Raw genomic sequence first — 14183 nt, 5'->3', positions numbered from 1 at the left:
GGTCTGGTTCGCTTCGATCCAACTCAGTGCTTCACGAATATCTCGTTCAACTATCCGCCCCTTAATTTCGAAACTGATGTAACAAATCCTGCTTCCCTGAATAAGCTGAACAGATAGTTTTACAATGAATAGTATAAATTACTTGTCAAATTTTCGGTTGTACGTCAGATAGGCAGGCCGATAAGCTGGAGTTCGAACTTCACTTGGAACCAGTCTATGAACTTTTCGTCTCTGCACCAGCAAGCATCGCCGCTGTTGATTGCCAATATCTGGGATGTCTCAAGTGCGCAAGCTGCCCGACAGGCCGGCTACAGTGCTATTGGTACATCGAGTGCTGCCATCTCTCACATGCTCGGTTACACTGACGGCGAAGGAGTAAGCTTTTCTGAAATACTCCATATTATCTCTAGAGTGCGCGCTGAATGTGACCTTCCTCTAAGTGTCGATATAGAGGCAGGTTATGCAGACACACCGGAAAAGGTGATTGAGAATCTGGTGTATCTGGCAGCACTTGGAGTTGTAGGTGTAAACATAGAAGACAGCATGGTGTGTAAAGGCCGGCGCTACTTGCTCAGCGCCGATTGCTTTGCGGCAAAGCTAGCGAAAATAAAGCTGGATCTTCAGGAAAGGGGGGTTGAGCTTTTTCTCAATGTTCGCACGGATACTTTCCTGCTAGGCCTAGAGAATGCGCAGTCAGAAACCATCCGCCGTGGCCGCCTATTTGCTAAGGCTGGAGCAGACGGTTTGTTTGTACCCTACATCACTCAAGTGCGAGACATCTCCGAGATCGTCGAATCTGTATCACTACCACTGAACGTCATGTGTACGCCGGATCTTCCAGCATTCGATAGGCTAGCTGAGCTTGGTGTAAAGCGGATCAGCATGGGGAACTTTATCCACGCACATTTACAACAGCAGTTGTTCGAAATTTTTCAGAACATCCAGCTGCAGCAATCCTTTCAGCCGGTGTTCAATCATGCTGGTTACTGATAGCACTCAGATTGAGAGGTACTACCGGGCGTTGATAGAGCGTGCAACAGACTACGTCGGAATTTTCTTTGTAGGTGTGAAAACAACTGGTGTGTTTTGCATCTCTACCTGTCGTGCACGTAAACCAAAACGTGAGAACGTCGAGTTTTATACCGACTTTAAAGATGCGCTTACTGCAGGATTTCGTCCTTGTAAAATCTGCCGGCCCACAGAAAATGCTTATCTCGCTCCACCTCCAGTCGAGCAGGCCATAGCACTGGTGAGAGTCAACCCAAAAGTTCGTATTAGCGATACACAATTGAAGCAACATGGCATCAGCCCTGAACTGGTAAGACGCTGGTTTACAAAGCACTATGGTATGACCTTTCAGGCTTTTCAGCGTATGCTGCGCGTGAATACTGCTTTGCAGGAACTAAAAGGAGGAAAGCTGGCAACGGTTACAGCATTTGATAGCGGCTATGAGTCTCTTAGTGGATTTAACTATACCTACAAGAAATTGATTGGTAAAACTCCCAAAAAAAGTGCAAGTACGAATGTAATCGTCATCAATCGATTCACTACCCCCTTAGGCCCTATGTTTGTCTGCGCCACAAACAGAGGTATTTGCCTATTAGAGTTCGTCGACCGGCGTATGCTGGAAACTGAGTTCAAAGATTTACAACGCTTGCTTAACTCCCAAATCATTGCAGGAGAGAACGATCACACGCGACAGGCCGAATATGAGATCGGAGAATATTTTTCCAGCCAGAGAAGAAGTTTCGATGTGGCATTGGATATGCCAGGAAGTGATTTCCAGAAGTTAGTATGGAAAGTATTGCAAACAGTTCCCTATGGTATGACAAGCAGCTATCAGGCACAGGCTGATAAAATGGGTAAAAAACAAGCCGTACGTGCGGTTGCTTCGGCCAACGGAGCAAACCGAATTGCTATTATTGTTCCGTGCCATCGCATAGTTGGCAAAGACGGCTCGTTGATAGGCTACGGTGGTGGTTTAGCACGTAAACGCTGGCTAATTGAACATGAAAAAAATGCAGTGTCGAGCGCTTCTCAAAAGCATGAAATGAAACCATCGAGCTTTAAGAAATGAACCCATCACCAAGTTAATTACCCTCCTGTACTTTAATCCTCGGACATCAAGGACAGATTTGGCTTCCACTACTAAGTTGCTAGGTAATGTCGTTTCATCCTACAAGCCACCACACTGCAGGAAAGTATGTCAACAACTAGGTAAAGCCTGTCTTTTATACCTCTACCAATTTGTCTTTGCTGACAGAAGGAATGCAGTAGAGTGCATCGAATGCATCAGCCACACTTGTTACAATCGACGAACTTTGCGATCTGATTCGCTGTGTGTGCCTCACATCATCAGCGAGCAGTACACAAGGATCCATGACACAACCAGCATCCAGGATAAAGTGCTCTACGCTGCTTTTACGAATTTTATCAGCCAAGACAGGTTCGACTGAGAACCCAAGCGGGCTACTAGGTGATGGATACTGCATCTCAGGAACTGTGGCCCCCAAGTGGGTCGCACCAATGGAATAGTAGTCCTCTCGATGTGCTAGGTGCTGCCCCATCGGGACGGCCATCAACTCACCAGAATAGGAGACTGGCGTCTTTTGAATATGATTGTTATGCGCAAGTAAAATCATCTTCATATCTGGATACTCCTTGAGATACCTCTCCACAGCGCTAGCCATGAATGATTCTCGCACAGAAGTATCGCCCTCAAGCGAAGTGCCATCAAATAGTGTCTTCATGATACGCAGGGTTTCCAGCGTATGCTCAATCGACAACACGCTCTCGAATAGCTTTTTGAACGGCTCCCCCCTATGTTTGGTAAAAACTGGTGCCAATCCCAAAAGTCGCAATTTCAGTCGCATTATCCCAGAGAGTGCGTTATTACGTGAAGTTAGATCCAGCTCACCCCACTGCATTGAAGAAACCACTGCCGATTCGCCAGAGACTGATGCCAAAGATTGTCTCATTAGATCCACTTCCGATTTCATAAGAGGATCAAGGACCTCAATACCCCTTACCAACTGCTCTAGATCCTCGCAAGGGCTTAGGGTGTTGGGCAGATCAATACCTATAACGATCAACTTTGCTCCAGTATCTCGGATATAGGCTTTGAGCCAGACGAGCACTGCCCCATACAGAGCGAAAGTTAATGGATTAGTAACGCTATCAAGCTTATTTGTATCTGATGGAGAATTCAGCCATTTGGAAATTCGATCACCCTGAATAGCCCCACACTCCAGTCCGATTGCATTAAACCCATGCGTCTCCACGAAATACCGGATGAAGGTAGCTCTAGCCAAAGAGAACTCAGAAACAAAGTGGGCCCCTTCACCAACACCAATGACTCTAGCTGATTTCACCAACGAGTTAAGGGGCTCAAGCTCAATGAAATCAGGGCTCCAAGGCTGTAAAAGTGTTCTGGTTGCTTTATATGACATACGTTCAGCTCGATATCTTATTGGTCTAGTCGGTAACACCATAGATGACATCCACTTGCTTTCAAACATACAACTTTCAAAGTACGGAGCATCCCCCTCCATTTCAGTTGCTGTTTGTAGGACCAGTAATTCATTGGCAATAATGATTTATGGGATGTCACGTTTTTGTGGAAGCTGAAAGTGGCTGATGCTGATCATCATCTCATCCGTCAGATTTGTCAGGGAAGCCGCAGACTCGGCAAGTTGTCTTGCTGACAGGGCTGTTTCGGTGACAGCGTTGCTGATGTTGTTGAGGTTGACGTTGATCTGCTCAGCGACAGCTTCCTGCTGTTCGGTTGCCGTGGCACTCATGACATTCATATCATTCAACTCATTGACAGATGAGGAGATGGTATTGAAGGCTGTACTGGCGGATGCGGAGAGTTGAACATTACGCCTTGCTCGGTTACACCCTTCGGTCATCGCAGTGACGGCGTTTGATGCACTCAACTGCAGTCTTTCAATCATGGAGTGGATCTCATTGGTGGATCCCTGGGTTCTGCTTGCCAGCGTGCGAACCTCGTCAGCAACCACTGCAAATCCTCGACCCTGCTCACCAGCACGTGCGGCCTCTATGGCAGCATTCAGTGCCAGCAGATTGGTCTGCTCGGCAATACCGTTGATGACATCAACCACCTGAAATATGGCCTGGCTGTCAGCCCTGACGGTTTCGATCACCCTGGCGATATCCTCGATCTCACTTGCCAGCGTGCCGATGGCATCCACACTTTCTGTCATGATACCCAATCCTTCTCTTGCATGAGCATCTGTCTCCTTACTCAGTTCGGCCACCTTGGAAACACTGAGTGCAACATCCTGTACGGTCGCCACCATCTCCGTCATGGCGGCCGCTACTTGTTCAGCCTCTTTTTGCTGATGGTCGACACGTTCACTGGCCTGCTCGCTATTATGATGAAGTGCCGTGGCTGCACCTGTAATCGATTCTGCAGCCTTGCGGGTAGCCGAAATCACATGCACCAGACTACTACGCATCGCTTCAGCGCTGGCCATGATGCTGCCATGAGTGGCGCTTGGCAGGGTGTTGGAAATGTCACCCTCGGCAATATCCTGCAAGGCTCTTGCAACTATGACCGGCTCGCCACCTATTGTTCGCTTGAGGAATAGATAGCTGAAGTAGAGCCCGCCCAGCAATACCAGCAGAATGATGAAAACAATGCCGATCAGAAGAGTGAGCCACGCAGTGGCCTGATGGTTCGCTTCTGTTACGGCAGCCAAGGTGCGTTGATCAAGGAGTTCGAAAAACTCATCCACAGGCTTCATGATCTGGGCTTTAAAGCGGTGGTAGTCATCACTGTGCATGAGGGTGCGGGCCAGTTCCAGATCCGGCTCTCCTCTCAGGGTATAAGCGCCGTTGCTGTCGGCAAACAGGCCCTTACCCGCATTCATGGCTTTGGTTTCAAGTGCGACGAGGGCATCCGAGTTCTGCTGTGCTTCGGTCAGTTTCGCAAGCTCTTCATGGCTGAAGCCTGCCTGGCGCATCAGTTGTGTCAGCGCAATCGTTTCTCCCGGAGGCTGAGGGGCCGGCTCTCCGGCAGCGACAAAGTCCCAGTAGATGCGGTGATAGTTTTGCGGGCGAGGTTTTTCTCCGTTGCGGATGGCGAGAATATCAAAGTATTGTTTTTCCCATTTTGGATCCCCGGTCACGGCATAGGTACGCGCCAGGCGAGTCAACTCATCGGAACTTTGACGTAATTCGTCTGCCAACAGGTAGGATTGATATCGGTTATGACTGGATTCAGCCAGCTCCTGCCCCAGTCCAAGCTGGCGAACTGTGGCTAGTGCAAGGAGTATCATGAGAGAGGTAACGGCAAATGCAAGGAGGAAAAACAGCTTTCGAACAGTCAGGTTTTTCATAGAAAATAAGTCCCTTTGTAGGGCCTACATTTAGTGTAATATCGAGAATTCAATAAATAAGTCCAGCAAAATCTCCGCACCCATTGCACAGTAAAAATATGAATGGGGGGGGTACTACTTGCTCAATCTACCATGCTTCCAGGCTAGTCACACTTGAGTAGTACTTGTTCTCAAACACTATTGGTATCTCTAGCATGAAAGAGTCACTCCGCTATAAATAAACGTAACTAACAATGGATAACTAACCCTGTATATTTAGTATTACGGCTCATATAAAGATATTAAGCTATGCTGCGAATTCCAATAATGAAGAGGCCGCATAACTTATAACTCCGTATCATTGCCTTTGTACTGGTATATCAAAATGTAGAACGTTTTCCTTGATGCCCAGCTTTGTGTATAAAGCGATGGCTGCTTCGTCTTCTTCTCCAGTATCAGCCTGAACAAAAATCACATAGGCACCTTGTAACATAGCTATTTTTTTGAGCTCCTGAATCAGTAAAGTGGCAACGCCCTGGCGCCGGTACTCACCTGAAACAGCTAAATCGTAGATATAGATTTCACTACGCTCCTGCTCGAATTTCTTCAACTCATAAGCAGCCAAGCCACCTATAACAGAACTATCTTTAATGGCCACAAGAGCAATGAAATAGTCACTGGCAAGTAGTTGGCGAAGGTAAGCATCTTCAGGCCGTTTTGCTGTGTAGGTCTCGGGCTCATTAAAGACCTCACCGAAAGTGTGCAAGAGAGCCACCATCAACTCCAAATCATTTGCAGTAATCTGTCGTACACAAAAGTCATTTGACATAGATGTGGCTCCTTATATGCTTTATGACAGTTATCGTTCGTAATAAAAGGCGCGAAGAGCGAGCGTATGGAGATCGCAAAAAGCGAATACCATTTTATTTATTTTCAATTTCACTTAGCCTGTCTTCGATTATTTTTATTTTTTCATTAATATCAGGAGTATGATTGGTTTTAGAGTCATCCTTATTACTTTCACCAGACCACAAACGTTTTACATAGCCTATAATGCTAGAGAAAGATGAGTCAAACTTTCCTGGGTGCTCAATCCAAAAGTAAGAAAGTATTACCAAAAGAACTGCTAAGGGAAAGTTCACTAGCATGATCAACACTAGAAAAACAATAATAAACTTACGTGAAATACCAAGCTTTTCAGATAGCCCTTGCAATATTCTATCAATTACTCCAATACTTTCATGTTTTACTTCATTATTATTTTCATCTTTATAGCTTGTCATTCTCTTATCCTCCTATGACACTTCGTTATTCAGCTTAAATAAAAAGTTAAATATGATACTTTGCTCATCGCAATTGAAAGCTCGTATTACATTCAAAGTATCTGTTCGCTTATTTTCATAAACCACCTCTACATCAGCAAGACTATCTCTTATTAAATGTATGAACACACTACGGCGATCCTTCTCATTTCTTTTACGACATACAAACCCTTGTGATTGAAGCCTATCAATTAATACTGTCACCCCCCCTGTAGTTAAACCTGTTGCCTTAGCTAAAGATCCAGGCGTCATAGGCCCGCTAAGCGCTATCAGGTGAAGAACCTGCAAATCTGAAGGTGTTATGTGCAACTGGTCAGCAATTTTTTGATTAAAGAGCCCCGAGTTTGCAATTAATACCCTGATTTCATTAGTTATTTTATCTTCAACAATACTGCTGTTAGATACTGAACTTGACATCTCTATGTCCTTAGCTTACTTTCTAAGTATCTTATTAAGTAATCTATATGGTGTCAAATGAATTCTCCTAAGAACTATCAAAGAGCATTGCATGTATCGATCGTAGGCGGAGGAATAGCTGGCCTTACAGCAGCTCTATGCCTGAAATCTGTAGGTATTAGCTCAACAGTATATGAAGCCCAAGTAACCGAGCCTGGAGGAGGGGGTATGACCATAGCACCAAATGGCATGAAGATTCTGAACCACCTTGGAATTGGCAATAGGATCGCTAGACTTGGTGCACCTATTGATTTCATAAGATTCACAGATAAGACAGATAAAGCTATTTCACGGTTTGGTAATAAGAGCTCTAAACTTGATGAGGTCGGCGCGATAGCATTGCCACGTAGTACTTTAATGCAGGTACTACGTGAAAAGGTTAGCGAAGCCGGGATCACTGTTCTAAATGACTTCTCTATCGACCACATTGATTACCATCATGACTACGTCAATTTGTATTTTAAAAATAAAGAGATGGTAAAAGCGGATATGGTAATTGGAGCAGATGGAGCTAACTCAACTATCCGACAATATGTTTGTGACGGTCAATCAACCCCAAAAATTCATAAATCCGTAGTAATAGGTGGACTTGTTAAATCAGAAAATATCAAATCAATTATTAATTATAAAGATGATAGCTCAAGAAGCAGTATAAATTTATTACTACATCATGATAAGTCCTTTGGCTTTTGTTGCGGATCTAAGGATGAATCTATCTGGATGTGGTGGTGTAGGGTGGATGATGATATTTCTGAAAAAATTTCACATACGCTCAGAGAGAAAAAAAGGGAGCTACTTCTGAATGCCTTTAGTGGATGGAAATCACCAGTTCAAGAGTTGTTGCTTGAAACAGAGTATATATCTGTGAATCACGCTTATGACTTAGAACCACTCCATTCATGGCACAAAAATAGGGCTGTCTTGATTGGGGATGCCGCACATGCAATGCCACCAAGCTCAGGCCAAGGTGCTTCACTAGCAATGGAGGATGCACTGAGTCTTGCATGTTCTTTGAGTGTTAATGATTTATGTCCTCAAATAGCATTTGAGCAGTATGCGTCGATGCGTAAAGAGCGAGTTGAAAAAATAGCCGAATTGGCTCGCCGTCAACGGCAGCCTCCAGTTAGCCCATTAAAATTCTGGTTTATAAAAAAGGCTTTATCTGTGATTTTACCAATTGTAGGACCTCGGTCTAATAAGTGGATATATGATTATGATCCTAGACAAATATCTTGGTATAAACGCGCAATATAAGAAGACATCTTAGATGAGCTATATAACATAAAATCAAGTTACTATTTATTGTGATGAAAGTACACGATTCAATCTTATATGGAAGATTAAGCAGTATATTTAAATATATAGTTTTCGACAAATTATTAGCATCAATGAGAGGTAGATAAATTGTTTCCCATCGAGATCTGGCTCGCGTATACAGCTGCTTGCATTCTTCTTGTTCTGGCGCCAGGACCAGACAACCTACTAGCGATTGGTCGTGGGTTAAGCCAGGGAAACTTGGCTGCTAGTGTCTCTGGAGCCTTTTCGGGGATTGGTATTCTCTTTCATGTTGCAACAGCAACGTTCGGCCTCACACTCTTGCTTCAAACCTCAGAGGTGGCTTTCTGGGTGATCAAGGTCATCGGTGCTAGTTATTTAATATGGTTGGGTTTTAAAGTGATAAGGTCACGTAGCCTGATTACCTTTGAGCCTGTTGCGGCAAAATCGTTGAGTCATATTGCTCTAACAGCGTTTCTCTCTGCTGCCCTTAACCCGAAGCCTGGCCTATTTGTACTCGCGTTCATTCCTCAGTTTATTAATCCTGAATTAGGATCTGTCACAATACAAATGCTGGTATATGGTGTCTGGTTCGCCCTTTTGACGGGGCTCGGATTTTCACTTATGGGTATATTTTCTTCACGCTTATCCGACTTGATTATAGGACGCTCTAGAATTATTTCAGGACTTAATTTTGGTGCGGGTATTACATTTATAGTGACTGGTCTATCCATTCTCGCCATGAGGCATAATTATTAAGCTACGCATTTGGCTGCTTATTGAAATCAATATATTAAATAAAGCAACATATTTTAGGCTTTGTATGAGGTATTTATGAGCATACGGATAATCATGAGAAGTGTTTTTGGGATAATATCTCTATTAACCACAGCCTTATTTATAACTTCAATACTTCTCAACCATAAGATGGAAAAAAGTCAGGAGCTGGCTGATTTCAGAATCAATGCTTTGCAGTTAGCCAGTCTGTCAATATATCATTCTGATCAACTTACCTCGCTCGCCAGAAAATACATTTCAACTCTTGATCCTGTATACAAGGATAGTTATAACTTACTGGTCGATCAAATTGAAGGGAATGAAAAGTGGGAGGATGGGCGTGATTTATCCTATATTGAAAGACTTATAGAGATTGGAGTTAGTGGAGAATCACTTTCACTACTTGAGGATTCGAATGAGTTATCACTAAATATTGTAGACATAGAGGTAGACGCTTTTGATTTGGTTACCTCTTTAGAGGGGAGATCTCTGGAATCTCTTAATGAAAATGAATTAAAAAAATGGGCTATAGCTTTAGATATGCTACATAGTCAATTATATATAGCCGAATTGGAAAGAGTTGCTCGCCCCGTTAAGAAATTTATTGATTTAACAGATGAACAATCAACGAAAAGCCTTGATCTAGTAAGTAATGCAGCATATTTATATAGCAGGGTTAGTATAGTCTTATGTGCAGCCATTATAGCAGTACTAATAATTTGCTATATTGTGATCGAAAATCGAGTAGTGAAATCTAGCAAAACTCTAAAAGACAAAGTAAGTGTTATGGCAGATGGTGATTTTACGCAAACTATAACAATCAATAATAAAGATGAGCTTAGTCGAGTTGCAACAAGTTTTAATAAAATGGCTGAAAAGCTTTCTGGATCTTTATCTAATATAATTAACTTATCCGGATTAGTTTCAAGGAATTCCGATAGTTTACGTGAGATTTCTTCAGCGTCGTCACAGACAACTATTGAACAGAGTAAGCTGGTAGAAATGATCGCTACATCAGTATATGAAAATTCTTCGGCTGCCAAGGAAGTTGCCCAAAGCTGTTCCGAAGCAGCAGCATCTGCTGATGAAATGAACAATATTACCAACATAGGTAACTCTTCAATAAAACAGGCTCTAGGTTCTGTTGAGCTTTTAGCTCAAACACTGAGTAACTCCATCGAGGATTTGGAGGCACTCAACAATTCTGTACATGATGCAGCAGATATATTGGATGTGATTAATGGTATTGCAGAACAAACAAACCTACTTGCTCTCAATGCGGCGATTGAAGCGGCGAGGGCTGGAAATCAAGGACGAGGATTTGCAGTAGTTGCTGACGAGGTCAGATCCCTAGCCAAGAAGACTCAAGATTCTACTATTGAGATACAAGCTAAGATCGATACTCTTGAGAAAGTTTCCAAGTCAATGAGTGAACGAATGAAGAGTAGTAATAATGAGGCACTTATTGTATTGGAAAAGTCTAGAAAAGTAGGGGAAGTATTCGAATCAATTCGCTCTTTAGTTATTAATGTTGGTGACATGTCATCCTCTATTGCAAGTGCTTCAGAAGAGCAAAGCCAAGTTTCTGAAGATATTGCCAACAGGCTATCACAACTTCAGGATGGTATGAGGAAAGCTAGTTTACAAAGTGAAGAGGTGCTTAGTTCATCTAATGAGTTATCATATATTGCAAGAGACTTACTACAAGAAACCGCAAAATTCAGGATCAATTCTAGCTGTAATAAGTAGTTCTTTTTAATTTTTACGCTATTTATATAATATTTATTAGTTTTATGCAGAACTTCACTTGAATTTATATTTAGAATGGGTGGTAAAGTTATAATGTTAGACGAAAAACGAGCTGGTGAGTTTTTTTCTATTCATCGTGTAACATCAAATGACGCTGTTGAAGTCGCCATATTAGCCGGACAATTGATTTCTGAGATTATAAAAAAAACTGGTGTTCAATCGTTTGATTTTAATCTTGAAGAGACAATAAGCAGGGTCACGCACTTTATCAAGCGTGAGAAATATTTTGCGTTTGTAGCTCGAAATAATAGTGACGAAGCTGTTGGATTTTTGTCGCTTCATGAAAACCATGCTCTTTATGCTGAAGGTGCTTTTGGTACGATTTCTGAACTTTATGTTCTCCCTAAATATCGTTCAAATAATATTGGATTCAGTCTTATAGCAAGAGCAAAGTTTTTTGGAATTTATCAAGGCTGGAAACGCCTGGAGGTCACTACACCACCTCTGCCACAGTTTGATGAGACGCTAGCATTTTACGAACGGGAAGGCTTCACGATTACTGGTGGCCGGAAGCTAATGATGACTCTGTGATGTAGGTCTAATCTGTTATTTCTATCCACTAACATTGGGGAGCTTCATTGTCAGATCATCACAATGTGTTATTTGACTCATCTCTCGCTAGTTTCCAGTCACTCCAGCTGCAGTATTGTGCCGCTCCACATTCATGCCGCAACCTGAGTGTCACAGGCGATCACAAAGAGCATGGACAGCTCTCATCATTGAACTGCCTGACCATTAGGGTTTACATCAGCAGTACAGTAGCAATACAACACTGAATCGACACTAGTAACGTTACTATCAGGCGGTTGACTTAGCTTCGTAGGCAGATCAATGAGAACACGAAAATCACCGGTCGAAATCAATATGAATGACAAACCACTGCCGGCGGTTGCATCAGTTGAAGCCAGCCAAAACACTGAAACCATGAAATTTGCTTGCCGGACCTGACGCTTGGGGGGCGGCCTCACTGAACTTCTGATCGACGACGTTTCCGCAAGCCGGCTTCAGATAACCACGTATCACGTCCATAGCTGTAGCCGGGCCACTCGTCGGCAATGGTGGTTTCGCGCTTAAGCAACCGCTTGGCAAGCATCGCCAATGCTCGGACTTCGTCTTTGGATCGAACTTCAACCGGCGCAACCAAATCGACCGTGGTAGCCGTCGAACAAAGACCAACGCGCATTGAGGGGACAATCTCTAAGTCGATGCCGGCGCGCTCTAGCTCGCTCTCGCGCTCGTTGATCGCATCGTAGAAGGCTACCCACTCATCGGCAGTTTTCGGCATCGTTTCGCGTACAACTTTCTTCCGAGAGCGGCCCAGCGTACGCCAATGCTTAGTCCCCGGCTCCTGCTCCGACAAGAATTTGTCCAAGGTGCTCAGGGTGCTCGGCGCGGAAACGTCCGCCATAGCTTGACGCTCGATGGCATCGTGATAAACGCACCGAGGATGACGCCACTGTCAATGGCCATCTATTTTGACCCCCTTTTGGCCAATAAAATTGACCCACCTAGTTCGCTAATTGGTCAGTTTTTCTTTCAGTCGATAGCTCTCACCTCCCAGCATGTAGATGTGTGAGTGATGGATGATCCGGTCCACGATCGGGATCGCCACATTGTCGTTATGGAAGAACTCACCCCAGTCTGTAAAATCCTTGTTGGTGGTCAGGATGATGGAGCGGTACTCATAGAGGCTATTGACCAGTTGGAAGAGGTTGTACCGCGATTGCCGGCTCATTGGCAGGTAACCTAACTCATCGATGATCAGTAGGTCATTTTTGGCCAAGAGGTTGATTCGCTTCTTCAGCTCACCCCGCTTCTCAGCTAGCTCCAGCTCTTCCACTAAGGCCATGGCAGTTTTGAACAGTACCTTGTAGCCCGCTTCGATGGCTTTGTAGCCCAGACCAATGGCAAGGTGGGTTTTGCCAACACCGGGAGGGCCGATGAACACCAGATTCTGGCGCGCATCCAGGAAGTTAAAGTCCAACAAGGCACTGATCTGGCGTTTGGTAATGGTTGTCTGGTGACGGTAGTCGAAGTCATCCAAGCGCTTTTCCATCGGGAAGTGAGCTTGACGGAAGTGGCGCTGGATGCGTTTTTGATCTCGCTCCTTCAGTTCATAATCCACCAGATGGTCAACACATTGTAGATATGACCACTCATTGCTCTCCGCCTCACTGAGCAGTTGCGGGAGCTGTTGAGCCATCCAGGTCAAGCGCAGGCTTCGGCAACGGGCTCGGGTTTGTTCAAGCTGCCCCATGGGTCACCTCCTGACCACTGGAGTGGCCAAGTCGCTGATACGCTGAGAGGTCCACAGTGCTGGATGGTCTGGCGACAGGATGCTGATCCTCTTCACGCCCCTTGTCCCGCGCTTGACGCTCCGCTTCCAGATACCGTTTGATCTTGCCAGCAGTTATCCCCGGCCGATCTGACAACTGCTCCAATAGTGTTCGTTCAACCGGCTCCAGATGTGTGATGAGCATCTTTAGTGCAACCAATTGGTCTTTGATGATTTTGGGTTCGGTACGCTTGATTTGCTGGCAGAGCGACGTGCCTAATTCATCGCCCAGTACCTGATTAATCTCAGCGACCAATTGCGCCACTCGTGCTTCTTTATCTCGGTAATGATGGTTGTTTTTGATAATGCGGCCTTTCTCCAGGCACAAGGGGTGCTCAGCCAGGATCTCTCTTGTATTCAGATCGGTGATGATCAACTGACTCTCTTGCTCCATCACGCCCACTTGAGCCTGCTGCCAGGCCAGTGGTACGGAGTACTTGTTAGCCTGATAGCTGATCAGTCCGGTTTTATCCGCACGCCGTATTTCAACAGCTGAAGGGGCATGAAGGCTGCCGGGGGTTAAATACGGTTTGAGTTGAGTGCGTTCTTCAGTCATGAACACGGTGTGGGGCACCAGGCCCGTGGTGCCGTGTACACGACGATTAGCGACTTCATCCAACCAGCTTTGCAGATGCTCTTTAACCGCTTGCTGACTGGCAAAGTATTCGCCATAAAAACAGTCCCGCTTGACGTATTTAACCCCGGCCTCCACCTTACCCTTACTCTGAGGGTCGTAGCCTTCACAGGCATGGATTCTGAAGCCAGCTGTGGTGGCATACTGATAAAAGCGTTGGTTGACCTCGATTTCACGGTACTGCTCTTTGATGACCACCAGCTTGGTCTGGTCATAAACACATTCTTCGGTGA

14 protein-coding genes are annotated in these 14183 nt (G+C 44.7%); 6 read left to right on the top strand and 8 right to left on the bottom strand.

The genetic code is table 11. From position 1 onward, the window contains the following. The first annotated feature begins 216 nt into the window (after positions 1–216). Both F7R27_RS17755 and F7R27_RS17750 read left to right on the top strand, forming a co-directional pair. Positions 217–990, top strand: coding sequence for an isocitrate lyase/PEP mutase family protein (locus F7R27_RS17755; RefSeq protein ID WP_151705613.1), 774 nt, complete (start codon positions 217–219; stop codon positions 988–990). Further along, complete coding sequence (locus F7R27_RS17750) at positions 977–2077, top strand: bifunctional transcriptional activator/DNA repair enzyme AdaA (RefSeq protein ID WP_151705612.1); 1101 nt, start codon at positions 977–979, stop codon at positions 2075–2077. Before F7R27_RS17755 ends, F7R27_RS17750 begins: the two co-directional genes overlap by 14 nt. 154 nt (positions 2078–2231) lie before the next feature. On the opposite strand, the gene F7R27_RS17745 is transcribed toward F7R27_RS17750, so the two are convergent. From F7R27_RS17745 to F7R27_RS17725, 5 genes are all read right to left on the bottom strand, one after another. Next, positions 2232–3491: an erythromycin esterase family protein gene (locus F7R27_RS17745; RefSeq protein WP_151705665.1), complete on the bottom strand. Its 1260-nt coding sequence runs from the start codon at positions 3489–3491 to the stop codon at positions 2232–2234. A gap of 105 nt (positions 3492–3596) precedes the next feature. Further along, on the bottom strand, positions 3597–5363 hold the full coding sequence (locus F7R27_RS17740) for a methyl-accepting chemotaxis protein (RefSeq protein ID WP_151705611.1): 1767 nt from the start codon (positions 5361–5363) through the stop codon (positions 3597–3599). 337 nt (positions 5364–5700) lie between these two features. Then, entirely contained in the window at positions 5701–6171 is a 471-nt protein-coding gene (locus F7R27_RS17735; RefSeq protein WP_151705610.1) for an AAC(3)-I family aminoglycoside N-acetyltransferase, read from the bottom strand. Between the two features lie 94 nt (positions 6172–6265). Further along, positions 6266–6625 carry a hypothetical protein gene (locus F7R27_RS17730; protein WP_151705609.1) on the bottom strand — a complete coding sequence of 120 codons (360 nt, stop codon included), beginning with the start codon at positions 6623–6625 and terminating at the stop codon, positions 6266–6268. A 12-nt stretch (positions 6626–6637) separates the two neighbouring features. Then, complete coding sequence (locus tag F7R27_RS17725) at positions 6638–7081, bottom strand: MarR family winged helix-turn-helix transcriptional regulator (protein ID WP_151705608.1); 444 nt, start codon at positions 7079–7081, stop codon at positions 6638–6640. A gap of 57 nt (positions 7082–7138) precedes the next feature. On the opposite strand from F7R27_RS17725, the gene F7R27_RS17720 reads away from it, so the two are divergent. The 4 genes from F7R27_RS17720 to F7R27_RS17705 all read left to right on the top strand — a co-directional run bounded on the left by F7R27_RS17720 (position 7139) and on the right by F7R27_RS17705 (position 11512). Next, the gene (locus F7R27_RS17720) at positions 7139–8374 is read left to right on the top strand and encodes an FAD-dependent oxidoreductase (RefSeq protein WP_151705607.1); all 1236 of its coding nucleotides are present in this window, start codon (positions 7139–7141) and stop codon (positions 8372–8374) included. A 150-nt stretch (positions 8375–8524) separates the two neighbouring features. Further along, the gene (locus tag F7R27_RS17715) at positions 8525–9154 is read left to right on the top strand and encodes a LysE family translocator (protein ID WP_151705606.1); all 630 of its coding nucleotides are present in this window, start codon (positions 8525–8527) and stop codon (positions 9152–9154) included. 93 nt (positions 9155–9247) lie between these two features. Continuing rightward, the gene (locus F7R27_RS17710) at positions 9248–10921 is read left to right on the top strand and encodes a methyl-accepting chemotaxis protein (RefSeq protein WP_168927553.1); all 1674 of its coding nucleotides are present in this window, start codon (positions 9248–9250) and stop codon (positions 10919–10921) included. Positions 10922–11014: 93 nt separating this feature from the next. Beyond that, positions 11015–11512 (top strand): GNAT family N-acetyltransferase, encoded by a 498-nt coding sequence (locus tag F7R27_RS17705; RefSeq protein ID WP_151705604.1) that lies wholly within the window; start codon positions 11015–11017, stop codon positions 11510–11512. Between the two features lie 433 nt (positions 11513–11945). Here the strand turns inward: F7R27_RS17705 and F7R27_RS17700 are convergent, their stop codons facing one another. The 3 genes from F7R27_RS17700 to F7R27_RS18665 all read right to left on the bottom strand — a co-directional run. Then, on the bottom strand, positions 11946–12389 hold the full coding sequence (locus F7R27_RS17700) for a hypothetical protein (RefSeq protein ID WP_151705603.1): 444 nt from the start codon (positions 12387–12389) through the stop codon (positions 11946–11948). Positions 12390–12497: 108 nt separating this feature from the next. Continuing rightward, positions 12498–13238 (bottom strand): IS21-like element helper ATPase IstB, encoded by a 741-nt coding sequence (istB, locus tag F7R27_RS17695; protein ID WP_151705602.1) that lies wholly within the window; start codon positions 13236–13238, stop codon positions 12498–12500. Further along, positions 13225–14183: transposase (locus F7R27_RS18665; RefSeq protein ID WP_168927552.1), on the bottom strand; the 959-nt coding region annotated here is incomplete at its 5' end. The genes F7R27_RS18665 and istB, both read right to left, overlap by 14 nt.

The sequence above is a fragment of the Nitrincola alkalilacustris genome (assembly GCF_008973755.1).
Taxonomy (GTDB): Bacteria; Pseudomonadota; Gammaproteobacteria; order Pseudomonadales; family Balneatricaceae; genus Nitrincola; species Nitrincola alkalilacustris.
Note: the sequence above shows the minus strand (reverse complement) of the source record. Positions and strands in the feature narration are given on the sequence as shown.

Bases quoted from the DNA above. Each gene is read 5' to 3' on its own strand.
- F7R27_RS17755 (WP_151705613.1), top strand. From the start codon at position 217: ATGAACTTTTCGTCTCTGCACCAGCAAGCATCGCCGCTGTTGATTGCC.
- F7R27_RS17750 (WP_151705612.1), top strand. From the start codon at position 977: ATGCTGGTTACTGATAGCACTCAGATTGAGAGGTACTACCGGGCGTTG.
- F7R27_RS17745 (WP_151705665.1), bottom strand. From the start codon at position 3,491: ATGGTGTTACCGACTAGACCAATAAGATATCGAGCTGAACGTATGTCA.
- F7R27_RS17740 (WP_151705611.1), bottom strand. From the start codon at position 5,363: ATGAAAAACCTGACTGTTCGAAAGCTGTTTTTCCTCCTTGCATTTGCC.
- F7R27_RS17735 (WP_151705610.1), bottom strand. From the start codon at position 6,171: ATGTCAAATGACTTTTGTGTACGACAGATTACTGCAAATGATTTGGAG.
- F7R27_RS17730 (WP_151705609.1), bottom strand. From the start codon at position 6,625: ATGACAAGCTATAAAGATGAAAATAATAATGAAGTAAAACATGAAAGT.
- F7R27_RS17725 (WP_151705608.1), bottom strand. From the start codon at position 7,081: ATGTCAAGTTCAGTATCTAACAGCAGTATTGTTGAAGATAAAATAACT.
- F7R27_RS17720 (WP_151705607.1), top strand. From the start codon at position 7,139: ATGAATTCTCCTAAGAACTATCAAAGAGCATTGCATGTATCGATCGTA.
- F7R27_RS17710 (WP_168927553.1), top strand. From the start codon at position 9,248: ATGAGAAGTGTTTTTGGGATAATATCTCTATTAACCACAGCCTTATTT.
- F7R27_RS17705 (WP_151705604.1), top strand. From the start codon at position 11,015: ATGTTAGACGAAAAACGAGCTGGTGAGTTTTTTTCTATTCATCGTGTA.
- F7R27_RS17700 (WP_151705603.1), bottom strand. From the start codon at position 12,389: ATGGCGGACGTTTCCGCGCCGAGCACCCTGAGCACCTTGGACAAATTC.
- istB (WP_151705602.1), bottom strand. From the start codon at position 13,238: ATGGGGCAGCTTGAACAAACCCGAGCCCGTTGCCGAAGCCTGCGCTTG.